We start from the raw sequence: 17,493 nt of genomic DNA, 5'->3' as shown, positions 1-17,493 counted from the left end.
AATCCAACAACGGAAAATCTCTTATTGATGTTAATGAAAGTTCCGGAGTTTGACAGACCGGATTTACTGGAAATTCAAAATTTGTATGTTACAGAATCTTATCTTGAATCAAATAAAATCCAAGAGAACTTTTTTGATATTAACGCTTCGATAGAAGTTGAAAAGATTTTGAAAGATTACTCAGACAGAGCAAAGTCTGATTATCTAGGTTTTGATTTAATGACCGATCTAAAATCTGAATTAGAAAATAAAATTTCAGAGGTTCAAAAGTTTACAGTAGAGAAACAATTTTCCTTAAGTAGTGTTATTGAGGAAATGGAAACCGAATTAACGGATAACAGAAAATCATTATCGATTAAAAGCATTCCTTCAATCAATTTTTCAAGCGGAGGGTTTAAACCTCAAAATTTAATTGGGCTTGCTGGTGCATTTAAGAATGGTAAAACTACACTTGCAATAAATATTTTGATTGATTTATTAAAGCAGGATATTCCTTGTGGATATTTTACGCTTGAGTTGTCAGAATCCGAATTTAAACAAAAAAATGCTAGTGTATTTTTTAATGTCGGTTATGGTAATTTGAGAGAACCAACAAGATTAACGGCTGAGCACAAAGAAAGAATGATAAAAGCTATTGCTAAAAAAGATGAATACCCTTTATATATTTCCGATATGAAATTAACAGAGACGGAAATTTATAATAAGGCTAAATACTGGAAAGAAAGGAATGGAGTTCAAGCTGTTTTTATTGATGATATAGGTAACATGAGCAGTAAAAAGAGATTTGAAAAGAAAGAGCAACAAGCCGCTTATTATTCAAACTTTCTTAAACAGTTGGCGAAGGAATTAAATTTAGTTGTGTTTACAGCTGCCCAACTCAATCGGACAGGCATAGGGAATCCTACTGTAATTAACCTTGCTGACAGCATAGCGCTTGCGCGTGATTGTGATTTCTTATTTTTGATTTATAATTTATTTGAAGCTGGTATAAAGCAAATTAACGGAACTACTTTTAACGAAAATCATTTTGCATGCAAGTTGGAAGTTACCAGGCATTCTAAAAATAGTAGAAAAGAATTTATTTTAGAGATGACAGAGAGTGGGCAATTCAAAGAGATTGCTACAGGCTACGATATAAAACAAATTGAATCCGTTTACAAACCTTTTTACACAAAAAATAAAATCGATATTGGACGGGTTAATAATTATTATGAAACTGAATCAATGCCTTTTTAATAACAAATTGGAGTTGCATACACTGATCCAGATTAAAAATCAGTCTTCGTTATGGATCACTATTGAGCCTAAACTTTCGGCATCCATTCTTTTTAATAATCGTTTATCGGCTTTAAGTTGCTGGCTTTTCTGTTCAGGTGTTAATTTGTCGATGGCTTCCCAATATCGAACTGAACCTTCATATAATTCGACAAAAGATTTTTTGGTTACCTGGTCAATGTTCGGGTCTGATCTGATAGCTTGTAATTCTGCCTTTGCTTCGTCAAGCTGTTTTTGTTCATTTGGTGTTAACATAATCAGTCCCTATTTTGTAGGATTCATTGGTTCGCTGATCCATTTATATATTTGTGAATCAGAAACTTTTAACATACGGCAAAGAGTTTTCAAGTTCTTTCCATCGTAGAATTTTCTCACATACATTTTTTTAGCATCATCAAGGGCATTTGCTGGAATGTAAAATTTCATTTTAGTGAAGTCATTCTCGATAAGTTTTATTAACGTTTCGGATCCGCAAGTTTCAGCGATTGCTTTAGGATCTCCTTGAAGTGTAGGTATTAAGTCAATATCGTTTAACCAGGTTAAATTTAGCATCAGGTTTCCAACATTTTGAAATAAAGATAACATAAAAATAAAACAATTTTTATATAAAAAGAACATTGATCTTACTTGAAATAATCCTTAAGTTCCCAATGAAAATAAAATGGAAAGTCAAAAAAATGAGTTTGTTAATGAAATAGCTCGAAAGGTTTTATAAGGCTTTGACTCCTTCATTTTTCCTTTTGGGCTATTTCTTTTTTATGTTCTTTATGTAGTGAAATAGTGAGTATTAAGGAGTGTATTAAGGCATTAAACACTTAGTACACAGTCTGATTTATGTCACAATAAGAAGTAAAGCAAAACTGTGTTTTTAGCTTAAAACCAAAACTGGGGCTATAGCTCAGTTGGGAGAGCGGTTCGTTCGCAACGAACAGGTCAGCGGTTCGATCCCGCTTAGCTCCACTAAATGAAAATTGATTAATTTTATAACGTTTTAAATTGTCATTGTTTAGTTAAAAGTTTTCATTCTAAATTGCCAGGACCTAATTGACAAGTTAGTGCCTAACCCCGTCAGATCCGGAAGGAAGCAGCGGCAAGTACAATGCTTGTGTAGTTAGTTATCCTGGCATTTTATATTATGAGAATTGAATTGAAGGAAAATTATAAGCAGGGCAACAAAGAATCTTAGTTATTGGTAGCCTCATCAACCTTTTGAAAATAATTAATCAGCAAGTTAGCTTTAGAATTACCCACAGCTTTCTGCAATTCTTCAAATGATATTTTTTTAATAATACTTAAACTGCCAAATATTTTAAGCAATTTTTCCGCAGTGTTATTCCCGATCCCTTTTATTTCAAGCAGTTCAGTAGTTAAAGTTCGTTTATCTCTTCTTGATCGATGGAATGTGATTGCAAATCTGTGAGCTTCATCTCGTACTTGTTGGAGTAATTTTAAACTTGATGAAGTCTTGGGAATTGATTGAGCTTCTGATATACCAGGGTGAAACACTTCTTCCAGACGTTTTGCTAAACCAATAATATTATAATTTGAATAACCAAAACTGTTCAGAATTCCAACTGCACTGGAAAGTTGTCCTTTACCACCATCAACCATAATTAAATCAGGCAGAGGTTCATTTGTTTCTTTTAATTTTGAGTATCTTCTTGTAATTACTTCTCGCATACTTTCAAAATCATCAGGACCTTCCGCATTTTTAATAATATATTTTCGGTACTGGCTCTTTTTCGGTTTTCCATTTTCAAAAACCACCATACTGGCAACGGTATCTGTTCCTTGTAAGTTAGAAATATCAAAGCATTCAATTTTTCTTGGAAGGGCAGGAAGATGTAAATCTCTTTTAAGTGCCTCCAAAACAAATGGCAAATTTCCATCCCGTTTCATTCTTTGTAATTGAATTTCCTTTAACTGAAGAATTGCATTTTGCTTGCACATATTTACAAGCGATTTCAATTCTCCACTATTTTTAGGGATTGTAAATTTTATACTTCTCGTTGATATTGTATTTAACCATTCTGTAAGAGTTTCCATTTCATCCGGTTCTACTTCAACAACAATTTCTTTTGGTACTTCAACCAATTCATTATAATAAAATTTAATTGCAGCAGAATATACCTCAGTTATTTCTTCTTGTCCTTCAAGACCTAATTTCAATTGTTTTTTACCAACTATTTTACCATCTCGAATATTTAGAATAGAGCAAGTAGCCTCTTTTCCTTCATATGCAACTGTGATAATGTCACGTTCAACAAAGTCGGTTGTAACCATTTTTTGCTTTGATGAATATATTTTAAGCTGCTCAATTTTATCCCGAATTTGCGCTGCTTCTTCAAAATTAAATTCTGAAGAAGCTTTTTGCATTTTCTCATTCAGATCTTTAAGTAAGTCATTAAACTTTCCGCTTAACACTTTAGTAACTTCATTCACCATTTCGTTATATGATATTTGAGAAATCAATCCTTCGCAAGGTCCATCGCATTTTTTTATATGATACTCAAGACATACTTTAATTTTCTTTTTATCAATTACTTCCTGATCAATATAATAATTGCAGTTTCTTATTTTGAAAATATCGTTTATCATCCTTAAAGAATATTTCATTGCTTTAACTTCTGTATAAGGACCGAAATATTTTGAACCATCCTTAACTATGTTTCTTGTAGGAAAAATTCTCGGATAAGGTTCGTTAGTTACTACAATATATGGGAAAGATTTATCATCCTTTAAGTTAATGTTATAACGAGGTGTGAATTGTTTGATCAGGTTATTTTCTAGTACAAGCGCTTCTATTTCAGTATCTGTAATAATCATTTGAAGATCATAAATCTTATCAACAAGAGCTTTTGTTTTTGGAGAGAGAACTGAATTTTGGAAATATGATTTTACCCTGCTTTTCAAACTTTTAGCCTTGCCAACATAAATTACCTTTCCTTTATCATTTAGGAACTGGTAAATACCTGGTTTATTAGGTAGCGTTTCTAATTTTGATTTAAAATCTTCTTTCATAACTAAAAATAGAAATGCCATCCCACTATAAAGGATGGCATTTAGTAGTTTCTTTTATTGTTCCCTTTATTTTGTTAGCACAGAATTTTTAGGTATTACAACAATACCTGTTTCGGAAACTGTAAATTTCTTTCTATCTTCATCAGGATCAAATCCAATTTCATATCCTTCCGGGATTATTACATTTTTATCAATTATTGCTCTTCTGATGCGGGCATGCCTTCCTACATTACAGTTATCAAAGATGATTGAATCCGTTACATAAGAATAAGAATTAACTCTTACGTTTGATCCAACAATAGATCTTTCAACTAATCCTCCGGAAATAATAGTTCCATCACAAATTAAGGAATTAAGACTTCTGCCAACTCTTTCTCCTTCGTGGGAAAGTGTTTTTGCGGGTGGCGATTGAACTGTTGCTGATCTTAATGGCCATTCATGATTATAGAGGTTAAAAGCAGGACTAACAGAAATTAAGTCCATACTGGCAGCATAATAACTATCCAATGTTCCAATGTCTCTCCAGTATAATTCACTCTTTTTATTTTCGTCTTCAAATTTGTATGCAAAAACATTATAACCAGATTTTACCATATAAGGAAGAACATGTTTACCAAAATCGATTCGGGGGATTTTTTTTTCTTCCATCTCCTTAAATACTTGAATCAATTTGTCGGAATCGAAAACATATATTGCCATATTTACAAAAGAGTAACCAGGCTTATCCGGTATAGTAGGTGGATCCTTTACTTTTTCATGGAATCCTGTAACTTTATAATCAGGCTCAAGGCTCATTACTCCAAATCTTCCAGCTTCATCTTTCGGAAATTCAATTGCTGCCAATGTAACATCAGCGTTTCTATCTTCGTGGTAATGAAGCATCTTTAAATAATCCATCTTGTAAATGTGGTCGCCAGAAAGTACAAGGAGCCATTTGCTTCTATTTCCAGTAATTAAATTTGCATTCTGCTCAATTGCGTTAGCAGTTCCCATATACCAATCGCCGCCGACTTTATGCTGCGGTGGGATAGAATAAATAAATTCACCAAGTTCCGGGTTGAAAATATTCCACGCTTCGTATAAGTGTTGATTGAGAGAATCTGATTTGTACTGAGTGAGTACATAAATTTTTCTTAAGCCAGAGTTAAGACAATTGGAAAGAGTGAAATCGATGATACGATATTTCCCTCCAAATGGCACAGATGGTTTAGTTCTTACATTTGTTAAGGGGGCAAGTCTTTCACCCTGTCCACCTGCAAGAATCATTGTAACAGTATCCCTTAATAATGCTGAACCTGCAAATAACATAAACTACCTACAAATTTTTTGAGTAATATATTCAAAAAATACTTTATTGGCAATCGCACTTTTAATATTTGAAAAAGCAGATATTTTAAAATACAAGTATTTATTTGATTTATCGGAGTCAATTTATTCAGGTATATTCGGATCGGTAATGTTGCCAATCTGGGAAAAATATTTTAGTTGGAATACCAAATATTACTTGTCAAACTAATTTCATAAATTTACAACTGAATTTTATCTGAATTAAGGAAATTTAACCTGACAAGTAAATTGCTTAGAATTGTTTTTGTTATTGCACTCAATATTTCTCTTTTCGCTGCATGGAAAGTAATTTATAATCCTTTAAAGTTTGTGGTTTATTATTCCGGCTTTGCAGAAAGTAAATGGGGAGAAGAATTATTCGGTAATGATGTTCCGGACACTTATATAACAAATAAACAAAAATCGTTGGACATCCTTCATTATAATTTAATATTCGATCTACATCCTGAAGAAAAACTCCTTAAAGGTGATGTTACAATAACTGGATTATTTAAGGATAAAAATGTGAATCAGATCGATTTGAATTTTTATGATAACTTTGACATCAAAAGAATTACTTTAAATGAAAAAACAATTAGCAATTTCTTTTTTACTGGTACAACTCTTTCAATTCCAGTGGCTGCTACTGAATTTGATACATTTAATGTTCGAATAATTTATGAAGGTACACCTAAGAAAAAGGGGTTTGCTTCATTTGTGTTTGATAAATTTAATAACCGATCTGTATCCTATACTTTAAGTGAACCGATTTATGCTTCCACATGGTATCCATGTAATGATACTCCGGATGATAAAGCCTTAGTTGATATTCAAATTACAAATGATTCTTCTAAGATTTCTATATCAAATGGAAAATTGATTGAAGTAATTACAAATAAAGAAAGAAGAACTTATCACTGGAAAACATTTTATCCAATCTCAACATACCTGGTTTGTATTTATTCAGCAGATTATAAATATTTCAAGCAGGAATATACAAGCATAAGTAACGATAAATTTAATTTCGATTACTACGCTTTCCCGGAGCATTTAGAAATGGCAAAAAAAGATTTTGATGAACATCCGGAGATTATGAAATTCTTTGAGGAAAAGTTTGGTGTGTACTCGTTCCCAAAAGAAAAATATGGAGTTGCAGAATTTTTGTGGCAATTGGGTGCTATGGAACATCAAACAATAACTGGGATTGGTTCCAACTTTCTTAATGGAAATAAAATGTTTAGCGAGTTTTATATTCACGAATTAGCTCATCAATGGTGGGGAGACGCAGTTGGACTTAAATCCTGGAAAGATATTTGGCTGAACGAAGGATTTGCTACTTATTCAGAAGCTTTGTATGCTGAACATAAAGCTGGATTTGATGCTTACAAATCCACAATGCTTTCAAAATTTCAGGATAACTTTGCTGGAACACTTTATAATCCAATAAATATGTTTGGCTCAACCGTTTATGGTAAAGGTGCCTGGACACTTCATATGCTTAGGTTTGAGGTTGGTGATTCAACATTTTTTACAATCTTAAAAGAGTATTACAAAGATTTTAAATATGGAAATGCATCAACTTATGATTTTATAAAACTGTGTGAACGCATTAGTGGAAAAGATTTGGATTTCTTCTTTAAGCAATGGGTTTTTGAAGGTGAAGGAATTATAAAATTAAAGTACAACTTTAGTATAAAATCAATCGATTCCACTGAAAATGAAATGACTCTTACTGTTAAACAAGTACAGAAAGATTATTCAGTTTATAAATTCCCGCTTGAGGTTATGGTAAAAACAGAAAATGATGAAGAAAGTTTTCAAAAAGTTTTTTATGTGGATAAAAAAGAACAAACATTTAAATTATCAACTTCTATGAAGATAAAAGACATATTGATTGATCCGAACAACTGGTTATTGGCAAAGATTCAAAAGGAAGATTATTTAAAATAATTTTATGGCAAATAAGTGAACGATAGTTATTTATTTATTTCCGATATACATCTTGGACTTCAATCGAAAGAACTTGAAGATAAAAAGGAAAGGCTTCTTGTTAAGTTTTTGGAATTTGCGTTAACAGAAGCAAAAGAACTTTTTATTCTTGGCGACTTGTTTGACTACTGGTTTGAATATAAAAGAGTTTACCAGAAAGGGTTTTTCAGAACGTTAACCGCACTCCAGAACATTTCGGAAAATAATGTTAAAATACATTACCTGATTGGCAACCACGATTTTCTTCATCGCGATTTTTTTACTAAAGAAATTGGATGCATTTTGTATGAAAATCCATTTGAAATAATTTTGAACAAAAAAAAATTCTTTTTAGCTCATGGTGATGGGATGGTAAATAATGATCTTGGTTATAAAATATTGAAGAAGATTTTGCGCAATAAAGTTGTTCAGAAAATCTATTCCGTAGTTCACCCGGATTGGGGCATTGCCCTTGCAAGTAAAACAAGTCAAACAAGTAGAGGTTATACTACACAAAAACATTATGGGGAAATTGATGGATTATTTGAAGCAGCCAAACTAAAAATTGATGATGGTTTTGATTATGTGTTAATGGGCCACTCGCACTATCGGGCAAACAAAAAATATAAGCAGGGGACTTATATAAATCTAGGTTCCTGGTTGTCTCAACCTTGTTATGGAATTTTTTCCGACAATAAATTTGAAATTAGAGATTGGAATTAAAATGAGTAAAATGTTTTCTCCATCGGATAATTGGAAAAAGTCAATCAATCGCGATGATAAAAAAAGAAAAATAATTTTAACGGTTGCTATTTCAATAGTTATAATTCTTATTTTCTTTGGTGCCTACATTTTTCAGGGGTTACCATCTTTAGAGCAGCTCGAAAATCCAAAACCGGTTCTTGCAAGCAAAGTTTATTCAGTTGATGGAGAACTGATTGGACAATTCTTCATTGAAAATCGTATAGAAGCTCGTGTGGATAGCATACCTAATCATTTAATAAACGCTTTGATTGCCACTGAGGATAGAAATTTTTATGATCATTGGGGTGTTGATGTTGCAAGGTTTTTTAAAGCAATGGTTAAAAATGTTTTCAGTTTATCTTTGCACGAAGGCGCTAGCACAATAACACAGCAGCTTGCAAAAAATCTTTACAATCTTAAAATAAAAAATGAAAACTCATTTGATACATTTGTTAGAAAATTGCGTGAATGGGTTACTGCTATTCAAATAGAAAAAACATATACAAAGAAAGAAATTTTAGAAATGTATCTTAATGTATCTTACTTTGGTAGAAGTGCCTTTGGTGTAGAAACAGCTTCTCATATTTTCTTTCATAAAAACGCTAAAGATCTTACAATACCAGAATCCGCCTTGTTGGTGGCTTTACTAAAATCATCAGTTAACTACGATCCTGTAAATAAATATGAGAATGCTTTAGAGCGGAGAAATCTTGTAATGCACAATATGGTTGTTGCTGGTTACATGGAAGAGAACTTGTATGAACGTTTAAGGAGTAAACCGATTGAATTAGGCAGCGAACGCATTGGTGGTTATGCAACAATTGCTCCTCACTTTATGGAATATGTCCGTCAACAAATGGAAAAAATGTCTGATAAATATGGATACGATTTATACAGAGATGGTTTGAATATCTACACTACTATCGATTCTCGAATGCAGCAGGTTGCTAACAAAGTAGCTGCAAATCATTTAAAGGAATATCAAATATTATTTAACAAAGCATGGAATTGGAACAATCGCAGAGATATACTTAATGCAATTGTTGAAAAAGCTGTAAGGAATGATCAAAGATATTTATCAGCAAAAAACCAAGAGGATAAATCTGAAGTTTACAGGAGATTACGATACAATCCAAAGTTTATTGATTCAGTAAAGATTGCTGAGCAAACAATTGAAGTTGGTTTTGTAGCAATAGATCCGACTAACGGATATATTAAAGCAATGATTGGCGGTCAGAATCAAAATTTTCAATATGGACTTAATCACGTTACAGGAATACGAAGGCAGCCTGGTTCATCTTTCAAACCAATAATTTATAGTACAGCGATTGATAATGGACTCTACCCGGCATTTTCTGTTTTAAATCAACCATTTGATTTTAACGGATGGTCTCCATCCAATAGTGATGGCAGCACCGGTGGTTACACTATGCTTAGAGATGCTTTGAAAAATTCCCTTAATATTATTACAGCGAGATTAATCATCCAGGATTATGCACCACTTAGCAAGATTGGTGAAATTGCAAAGAAGATGGGGATAAACAGTCGTCTTAATCTTGTTCCTTCAATAGCACTTGGAACTTCTGAGGTCTCTCCTCTTGAATTAACGTCAGCTTATGCTACGCTTGCCAACAAAGGTATTTACATTTCTCCCATTTCAATATTAAAAATTGAAGACCGAGACGGAATTCTAATTGATAAATTCTACCCGAATAAAATATACGAAGCAATTTCTCCAACTACTGCTGCAATCGTTACAGATATGATGCAGACTGTTGTAGATTACGGAACCGGTGCAGGAGTTCGTCAATTTTTCCATCGTCCAGCAGCTGGAAAGACTGGTACAACTCAGGATTTTGGTGATGCCTGGTTTATTGGATTTACACCACAATTAGTTGCCGGAGTTTGGGTAGGATTTGATGACAGGAGAGTTAGCTTTACTGGATGGTATGGGCAAGGAGCGAAAGCTGCTGCACCAATTTGGGCAAAGTTTATGCAGGGAGTTTATGATGAAGTAAAAATGCCATTAAAGTATTTTGAATTAACCGATGATGTAGTAACAGAGCAATTTTGTTTAGAAAGCATTCAACGTGGTTCACCAAGATTAGCTAAAGAATCTTGTCCGGAAAAAGTATCTGACATAATTAATAGAAATAATTTACCACCACCATGCGATATACATTAGTAAGTCACATTACGCAAAATTGTCATTCTGAACAGAGTGAAGAATCTCAACACCTCGATTTTAAACTGATTTGAGATATTTCGCTCCGATCAATATAACAATTATAATTTTTTGCGTAACGTTACGTAGTAATTATTCTTCAATTATAAAAGTAAATTGCACCACTGGATTCTAATAATTATATTTGAATCGAGATTTGAAATAATGATTGCCCGAATGGCGGAATTGGTAGACTTGTCTACCGCCAGGCAGGCGCGCTAAGTTTATGTATACAGTATATGCAATAAAAAGTTTAGTTAGGAATTACATTTATGTAGGTTTAACCAGCAATCTTGATGAACGGCTTAACAGACATAATAATGGTTATGAAAGAACAACAAAACCATACAGACCATTTGTTATAATTTATAAAGAAAAATGTTCAACCAGAATTGAAGCAAGAAAAAGAGAAATTTACTTCAAATCTGGAATTGGAAAAGAGTTCTTAAAAAACATTAAATAATGATTGCCCGAATAGCGGAATTGGTAGACGCGCTAGGTTCAGGGTCTAGTCCACGTACGTGGGTGGGGGTTCGAGTCCCCCTTCGGGCACAAATAAAATACTTATAACGCTGGATTTTGAATTCTAAATTTTGTACGAGTAAGCTTAAAATAGAATACTTCTTAAAATTACTGCAGATGTAAATGAATGATGAGATCCTCAATGAGGAATATAAAAATGCCATTCGGTTTGCCACAACTCATTATGAAAATTTCCCGGTTATTTCATTTCTTGTTCCCAAAAATTTAAGAAAACACATTGCAGTTATTTATAAATTTGCCCGCCAGGCAGACGACATTGCTGATGAAGGAAATTTTTCTGAAGATGATAGGCTGGCGAAACTTAATTTATATGAATCGGAATTTAATTTTGCTCTCAAAGGAAAATTTTCATTACCATTTTGGAAAGCTTTAACTGCAACAATTAATGATATGAAGCTAAGTCCGGTTCATTTTACAAATTTGATTAAGGCATTTAAACAGGATTTAACTAAAAAACGTTATAAAGATTTTCAGGAAGTACTCGATTATTGTAAGTATTCCGCAAATCCTGTTGGAAGATTGATTTTAGAACTTTTTAATATTCGAAACGACAAATTATTCGGATATTCAGATTCAATATGTACTGCCCTGCAATTAACAAATTTTTTACAGGATTTAAGCATAGATTATCAGAAGGGCAGGATATATATTCCGGAAGATGAACTGGCAGCTTATTATATTACTGAAAAGGAATTTGTTTTAAGAGAAGGTAACTCGAAATTTATAGCGTTAATTAAATTTCAAGTTCAACGTATTCTCAATCTTTTTACGGATGGGTATTCTTTAATTCATTACCTACCTAAAAGATTGAAATATGAAATAGGATGTACAATTTTAGGGGGCGAAAAAATACTGGAAAAAATTGTAGAATTTGATTACAATGTACTTAACATTAGACCAGTTTTAACTAAATTTGATTATATGAAAATATTTATTAGTTCATTAAAAAGATTTTAGATTGATAGACTCCACAAAAAATATTGCAAAAGAAAGTAAAAGCAGTTTTTATTATGCTTTCAGCTTATTACCTGCTCCAAAACGAGATGCAATGAATACTGTTTACTCATTCTGCCGGCAGACCGATGATATTGTTGATGATGAAGATGTAACCGAAGAAATTAAGTACGAACGTTTACGAAGGTGGAGAGTTGAACTGGAGAAATCATTATCCGGTAATTCTGAATTTTTCCTTTTTAATAAACTGATTAAAATTGTCCAACAATTCAATATTCCAATAGAGCCTTTCTTTGAGCTTATCAAAGGTATGGAGATGGACCTCCAAAATAAACGTTATATTAAATTTGATGATCTTCTTCTCTATTGTTATCGCGTGGCTTCAACTGTAGGTTTAATGTGTATAGAAATTTTTGGATATAAAAATAAATCCACGAAAGATTTTGCAGTTAATCTTGGGTACGCTCTTCAGCTTACAAATATTTTACGAGACGTAAAATCTGATGCTCAGAATGGAAGAATTTATCTGCCGCAGGAAGATATGAATAAGTTTAGCTACACGGAAAGCGAATTATTTAAGAGCGTTTATAATGCCAATTTTGTTGCTCTGATGAATTATGAAGCATTGCGTGCTAAAGATTTTTTTGATCGTGCAAACCATTACCTTACAATTGAAGATAAACCCGCTATGTTTGCTGCAAGAGCTATGCAGCATATCTATTCTAAATTGCTTCAGAAAATTGAAGATAAAAATTTCAACGTATTCGATAAGAAAATTAAAGTATCAAAATTCGAAAAGGTTGGAATATCCCTTGGAGTTTGGGCAAAGTATAGTTTAGTTTATTCATGAAAAAAGTTGTTATTGTCGGAGGTGGATTTGCTGGCTTATCAGCGGCAGTTCATTTGGCAAATGTTGGTATTAATGTAGAACTTTTTGAAGCATCACCCAAACTTGGCGGTAGAGCATATTCTTTCTTTGATGATATAACTGGGGATGTAATAGATAATGGGCAGCACATCCTGATGGGCTGTTATAAAGAAACAATTCATTTTCTAAAATTGATTGGAGCATTAAATAATATTTATTATCAGGATAAGCTGGAAATAAATTTTGTTGATAAGTATTCTGGTGTTGTTCCACTAATATCAAAATCAAAGTTCTACCCCTTCAACCTTCTTGCTGGTTTATTATCTTATAAAGCAATTAAGTTTACTGACAGAGTAAACATTATCAAATTTTTTTTGAAATTACTGGGGACTCCAAGTGAATCATTAAATAATCTAACTGTAAAAGAATTGCTGGATGATAATCATCAGAATGACAGAACAATAAAAGCATTCTGGGATATTTTAGTTGTTGGTACACTTAATACTAATCTGGAAAAAGCATCAGCAAAAATATTTATTGATATCCTTAAAAAAATGTTTTTAAAGGGAAACAAATCTGCTTCAATCCTATTACCCAAAACTGGTTTAAGTGAGATGTACTGCAACAATGCAAGTGCTTTTTTAAACAACCATAATGGTGGAATAAATTTATCGAGCAGAGTTTCTTACATAGAAATACGGAATGAAAAGGTAAAATCTGTTATTGTAAATAATAAACCTGTTGATGGATTTGATTTTGTAGTTTCTGCCGTTCCATTTCACTCTTTCCAAAAAATGTTTTTAGATTCTGATTATTTGTTAAGCGATTTGAAATTTGATTATTCACCAATTCTTACAGTTCATATTTGGCTAAATGAAAATCCATTTAAAGAAAAGTTTTATGGATTAATTGATTCAAAGGTTCACTGGATATTTAATCATGGAAAACATATTACAATTGTAATAAGCGATGCTGGCGCAATGATAGAATTTAACTCAGAAAAAATATATAAAGTTGTAGTAGAAGAAATTCATAACTATTTCGCTTTTTTCAACAATAGTCTAATTTCAAATTATAAAATAATTAAAGAAAAACGAGCTACATTCGTTCCTTCACCTGCTATTTTAAATTCAAGACCAAACGCTAATACTAAAATTAAAAATCTTTTTCTGGCAGGTGATTGGACGAATACCGGGCTTCCTTCCACAATAGAAGGAGCGGTAAAAAGTGGGAGAATTGCAGCAGAATTAATAGCAAATGAAATTTAATGTTCGAATTCCTGCCAAAAGTAAACTTCGTAAAATAAAACTTTAAAATTTCATCTTACTTTCTATTCTTCATATAGCAGGTTTTATTTTTTTTAGATATGTTTGAATGCAAAATAAATTAGTTTTGCAACAAGGATTTTCATATCGATGGCGTATAAAAAGAAAGTTAAATACATATTTGTAACTGGTGGTGTAGTTTCATCATTAGGCAAAGGAATAACTGCATCTTCACTTGGATTGCTGCTAAAACAACGTGGATTTAGTGTAACTATCCAAAAATTCGATCCGTACATCAATGTTGATCCTGGAACTATGAATCCTTTTCAGCATGGCGAAGTTTATGTTACAGATGATGGCGCTGAAACGGATTTGGACCTTGGACATTACGAAAGATTTCTTGACGTTAATATGTCTAAAGCAAATAACACTACTACCGGGCAAGTTTATTTTAATGTTATTTCCAAAGAAAGGCGTGGAGATTATCTTGGAGCTACTGTTCAGGTAATTCCACATATAACTGATGAAATTAAAAACAGGATGCGTCAGCTTGGTGAAACTAACGAATATGATATTGTAATTACTGAAATTGGTGGTACTGTAGGTGATATTGAAAGTCTTCCATTTATTGAAGCCATGAGGCAACTAATGATGGAAGTTGGGAGAAAGAACGCATTAAGTATTCATGTTACACTTGTTCCTTATATTAATTCTGCAGGAGAAGTAAAAACTAAACCAACTCAACATAGCGTTAAAAATTTGCTTGCGCTTGGTATACAACCAAACATTTTAGTCTGCCGATCTGAAAAAGAAATAGCCAATGAATTAAAAGAAAAGATTGCTCTTTTCTGCAATGTTGATGCAAAATCTGTTATTTCAGCATTTGATTGCTCTACCATTTATGAAGTTCCGTTGGTTTTAAAAAAGCAAAAACTTGATAGGATTGTGCTTAAACGACTTAAACTGCCGGACATCAAAATTAAAATTGAAGAATGGGTGGAATTTGTACGAAAGGTAAAACAGCCATCAAAAGAAATTAATATTGCAGTATGTGGTAAATACACAGATCTTGTAGATGCATATAAAAGTATCAGCGAGGCTTTTATTCATTCTGGTGCAGAAAACGATGCTAAAGTAAGGATGAAATTTATTAATTCAGAACAAATTGAAGAAGATGGAGCTGAAAAGTATTTGGAAGGAATGAGTGGATTACTCGTTCCCGGTGGTTTTGGTGAGCGCGGTATTGAAGGGAAAATTATGGCAATTAAATTTGCAAGGGAAAACAAAATTCCCTTCTTTGGAATATGCCTTGGTTTGCAGTGCGCTGTAATTGATTATGCCCGTAATGTGTGTGGAATTAAAAAAGCTAACAGCGCGGAGTTTGTAAAAAATAAGTATAATGTTATTCATATTATGCCAGACCAGAAAAAAGTAAAAAACCTTGGTGGCTCGATGAGATTGGGTGCATATCCTTGTAACTTAAAAGAAAACACCAAAGCATTTGAAGCTTATAATTCAATAGAAATCTCGGAACGTCATAGACATCGTTTTGAAGTAAATAATGATTTTAGAGAAGTGCTGGAACAGAATGGTATGATTTTCAGCGGTTTATCGCCGGATGGATTACTGGTTGAGATGATTGAATTACAGAATCATCCATGGTTTGTTGGATGCCAGTTTCATCCTGAATTGAAATCACGAGCTACAAAAGCACATCCTCTGTTTAGAGAATTCGTAAAAGCCTCCCTCATTTATTCACAAAGTATTAAAGCATTAAGTTGATGAAAAAAATTGTTCTCACTTTTTTAATCTGTAGTTTATCACTTAAACTTTTCGGGCAATCAGAAATAAATAATCTGATAAAACAAGGATTAGATTATTCATATAATTTCCAGCTTGAAAAAGCAGAGGCTGCTTTTGATAGAATTATTTCTAAAAATCCAAATGATCCCAGAGGATACCATTATAAATCAAGCATATACCTTTGGACTTATATGAGCAATAAAGACAAAGATGACTATGATAAGTTTTTTAAGTTTTCTGACATTGCAATTGAAAAAGCACAAAAAATTATTGAAGAAAATGCCGAAGATGAAACCGCACTTTATGTACTTGGCGCAAATTATGGATTTAGAGCAATGGCGTTGATGAAATCCAACAGCCAGTTAAGTTCTGTTTGGGCGGTAAAAAATTCGAACAAATATTTAAAAGAAGTTTTAGAAAAAAATCCTAAAATGTATGATGCTTACCTAGGTTTAGGTTTATTTAATTACGCATTAAGCCTTGTACCAGGCGTTTTTAAATGGGCACTAAAAATCGCGGGACTTTCCGGAAACAGGGAAGAAGGAATAAATTATTTGAAATGGGCATACAGAAACGGAAATTTTTCTAAAACAGAAGCTGCATATTACTTGTCCCAAATTTATTCTGAGACACTCATTGATTACAACACCTCACTCGGATATCTTAAACAATTAGTAAAGGAATTCCCTGCAAATGTTCTTTTCCAGTATTCCTATGCAGTTGTATTAATCAAAAGTAAAAAACCAACTGAAGCTGAAAAAATCCTTAGACAGATAATAAAAATAAATAATCCTAATTTTAAGCAAGTAACTGCTTTTTCAAATTTTTTAGTTGGGGAAATTATATTTAGGAAAAACAATTTTGATTCTGCAATTAATTACTATAATAAATTTCTTTCTTCATCTACAGAAACTGATTATTCTGGTATTGCTTACTACCGAATAGCGATCTGTTATGAACTTACTGATAGAAGAGACGAAGGTAAAAAATATTATATACTTGCAAGGAATGGAAATCTTGATATTCAGGATGATCTTTATGCAAAACGCAAAAGCGAAATCTATTTTGATAGAACTTTATCAGATAATGAAATTAGTTCGCTTAAAGCTTCCAACTTGATTGAATCAGGAAAATTTAAAGAAGCATTTGATTCCCTTACGACTTTATTGCCAAAATTAAATTCTGAAAAACTTAAAGCAGAAGTGAATCTTTATTTGAGCGATGTTTGTTTTGAACTTGGAAGAACTCAGGAATCTGTTGAATATGGAATTAAAGCTTGCAGTTATAATGTATCCGGAGAAACCTGGATTAAACCATTTGCCGAATATTATATTGCCAGAGCTTTTGTAAAATTAAATAATAAAAGTGAAGCAACCCACTACCTGGAAAAAGCAGAAAGTTCAACTGATTATGATTATCAAACAAAACTAACGGCTTTTATAAATGGTTTAAAGATAAAACTCTCGATTTAATGTTTTACTAAGATTATTTTTCTTTCATTT

13 protein-coding genes, 2 tRNA genes, 1 other RNA gene and 1 pseudogene are annotated in these 17,493 nt (G+C 32.4%); 13 read left to right on the top strand and 4 right to left on the bottom strand.

Translation table 11 applies throughout. The features are described from left to right. Positions 1-81 precede the first annotated feature (81 nt). Positions 82-1,236, top strand: a complete 1,155-nt coding sequence (locus NTX22_04460) for a hypothetical protein (GenBank protein MCX6149758.1) — start codon at positions 82-84, stop codon at positions 1,234-1,236. Between the two features lie 39 nt (positions 1,237-1,275). Here the strand turns inward: NTX22_04460 and NTX22_04455 are convergent, their stop codons facing one another. Both NTX22_04455 and NTX22_04450 read right to left on the bottom strand, forming a co-directional pair. After that, positions 1,276-1,530: a hypothetical protein gene (locus NTX22_04455; GenBank protein ID MCX6149757.1), complete on the bottom strand. Its 255-nt coding sequence runs from the start codon at positions 1,528-1,530 to the stop codon at positions 1,276-1,278. 9 nt (positions 1,531-1,539) lie between these two features. Next, positions 1,540-1,827 carry a hypothetical protein gene (locus tag NTX22_04450; protein MCX6149756.1) on the bottom strand — a complete coding sequence of 96 codons (288 nt, stop codon included), beginning with the start codon at positions 1,825-1,827 and terminating at the stop codon, positions 1,540-1,542. A gap of 335 nt (positions 1,828-2,162) precedes the next feature. Here NTX22_04450 and NTX22_04445 point away from each other — a divergent pair. Beyond that, positions 2,163-2,235: transfer RNA gene (locus NTX22_04445), tRNA-Ala, on the top strand. A gap of 71 nt (positions 2,236-2,306) precedes the next feature. Further along, an RNA gene (gene ffs, locus NTX22_04440) (signal recognition particle sRNA small type) lies at positions 2,307-2,404 on the top strand. A gap of 53 nt (positions 2,405-2,457) precedes the next feature. On the opposite strand, the gene uvrC is transcribed toward ffs, so the two are convergent. Then, entirely contained in the window at positions 2,458-4,317 is a 1,860-nt protein-coding gene (uvrC, locus tag NTX22_04435; GenBank protein ID MCX6149755.1) for an excinuclease ABC subunit UvrC, read from the bottom strand. Positions 4,318-4,362: 45 nt separating this feature from the next. Beyond that, entirely contained in the window at positions 4,363-5,604 is a 1,242-nt protein-coding gene (gene glgC, locus NTX22_04430) for a glucose-1-phosphate adenylyltransferase (GenBank protein MCX6149754.1), read from the bottom strand. 267 nt (positions 5,605-5,871) lie between these two features. Here glgC and NTX22_04425 point away from each other — a divergent pair, with 267 nt between their 5' ends. The 10 genes and pseudogenes from NTX22_04425 to NTX22_04380 all read left to right on the top strand — a co-directional run bounded on the left by NTX22_04425 (position 5,872) and on the right by NTX22_04380 (position 17,463). After that, the gene (locus NTX22_04425) at positions 5,872-7,572 is read left to right on the top strand and encodes a M1 family metallopeptidase (protein ID MCX6149753.1); all 1,701 of its coding nucleotides are present in this window, start codon (positions 5,872-5,874) and stop codon (positions 7,570-7,572) included. A gap of 15 nt (positions 7,573-7,587) precedes the next feature. Continuing rightward, positions 7,588-8,313, top strand: a complete 726-nt coding sequence (locus NTX22_04420) for a UDP-2,3-diacylglucosamine diphosphatase (GenBank protein MCX6149752.1) — start codon at positions 7,588-7,590, stop codon at positions 8,311-8,313. 1 nt (position 8,314) lies between these two features. Next, a complete protein-coding gene (locus NTX22_04415) occupies positions 8,315-10,519 on the top strand; it encodes a PBP1A family penicillin-binding protein (GenBank protein ID MCX6149751.1) in 2,205 nt (734 codons plus the stop codon). 265 nt (positions 10,520-10,784) lie between these two features. Beyond that, positions 10,785-11,021, top strand: coding sequence for a GIY-YIG nuclease family protein (locus tag NTX22_04410; GenBank protein MCX6149750.1), 237 nt, complete (start codon positions 10,785-10,787; stop codon positions 11,019-11,021). Between the two features lie 5 nt (positions 11,022-11,026). Then, positions 11,027-11,110: transfer RNA gene (locus NTX22_04405), tRNA-Leu, on the top strand. A 93-nt stretch (positions 11,111-11,203) separates the two neighbouring features. After that, positions 11,204-12,058: a squalene synthase HpnC gene (hpnC, locus tag NTX22_04400; protein ID MCX6149749.1), complete on the top strand. Its 855-nt coding sequence runs from the start codon at positions 11,204-11,206 to the stop codon at positions 12,056-12,058. A gap of 1 nt (position 12,059) precedes the next feature. Continuing rightward, entirely contained in the window at positions 12,060-12,905 is an 846-nt protein-coding gene (hpnD, locus tag NTX22_04395) for a presqualene diphosphate synthase HpnD (GenBank protein ID MCX6149748.1), read from the top strand. Then, positions 12,905-14,191, top strand: a pseudogene (hpnE, locus tag NTX22_04390) (hydroxysqualene dehydroxylase HpnE). The gene hpnD and the pseudogene hpnE overlap by 1 nt, the downstream one beginning before the upstream one ends. A gap of 147 nt (positions 14,192-14,338) precedes the next feature. Then, a complete protein-coding gene (locus tag NTX22_04385) occupies positions 14,339-15,970 on the top strand; it encodes a CTP synthase (GenBank protein MCX6149747.1) in 1,632 nt (543 codons plus the stop codon). After that, positions 15,970-17,463 carry a DUF3808 domain-containing protein gene (locus NTX22_04380; protein ID MCX6149746.1) on the top strand — a complete coding sequence of 498 codons (1,494 nt, stop codon included), beginning with the start codon at positions 15,970-15,972 and terminating at the stop codon, positions 17,461-17,463. The genes NTX22_04385 and NTX22_04380 overlap by 1 nt, the downstream gene beginning before the upstream one ends. Positions 17,464-17,493 lie beyond the last annotated feature (30 nt).

Source organism: Ignavibacteriales bacterium (assembly GCA_026390815.1).
In the GTDB taxonomy this organism is placed as follows: Bacteria; Bacteroidota; Ignavibacteria; order Ignavibacteriales; family SURF-24; genus JAPLFH01.
This window is presented reverse-complemented; position numbering and strand designations above follow the sequence as displayed.

What these genes read in the sequence shown, in the direction of transcription:
- NTX22_04455 (MCX6149757.1), bottom strand. Translation starts at nt 1,530, where the DNA reads ATGTTAACACCAAATGAACAAAAACAGCTTGACGAAGCAAAGGCAGAA.
- NTX22_04450 (MCX6149756.1), bottom strand. Translation starts at nt 1,827, where the DNA reads ATGCTAAATTTAACCTGGTTAAACGATATTGACTTAATACCTACACTT.
- uvrC (MCX6149755.1), bottom strand. Translation starts at nt 4,317, where the DNA reads ATGGCATTTCTATTTTTAGTTATGAAAGAAGATTTTAAATCAAAATTA.
- glgC (MCX6149754.1), bottom strand. Translation starts at nt 5,604, where the DNA reads ATGTTATTTGCAGGTTCAGCATTATTAAGGGATACTGTTACAATGATT.
- NTX22_04415 (MCX6149751.1), top strand. Translation starts at nt 8,315, where the DNA reads ATGAGTAAAATGTTTTCTCCATCGGATAATTGGAAAAAGTCAATCAAT.
- NTX22_04410 (MCX6149750.1), top strand. Translation starts at nt 10,785, where the DNA reads ATGTATACAGTATATGCAATAAAAAGTTTAGTTAGGAATTACATTTAT.
- hpnC (MCX6149749.1), top strand. Translation starts at nt 11,204, where the DNA reads ATGAATGATGAGATCCTCAATGAGGAATATAAAAATGCCATTCGGTTT.
- NTX22_04385 (MCX6149747.1), top strand. Translation starts at nt 14,339, where the DNA reads ATGGCGTATAAAAAGAAAGTTAAATACATATTTGTAACTGGTGGTGTA.
- NTX22_04380 (MCX6149746.1), top strand. Translation starts at nt 15,970, where the DNA reads ATGAAAAAAATTGTTCTCACTTTTTTAATCTGTAGTTTATCACTTAAA.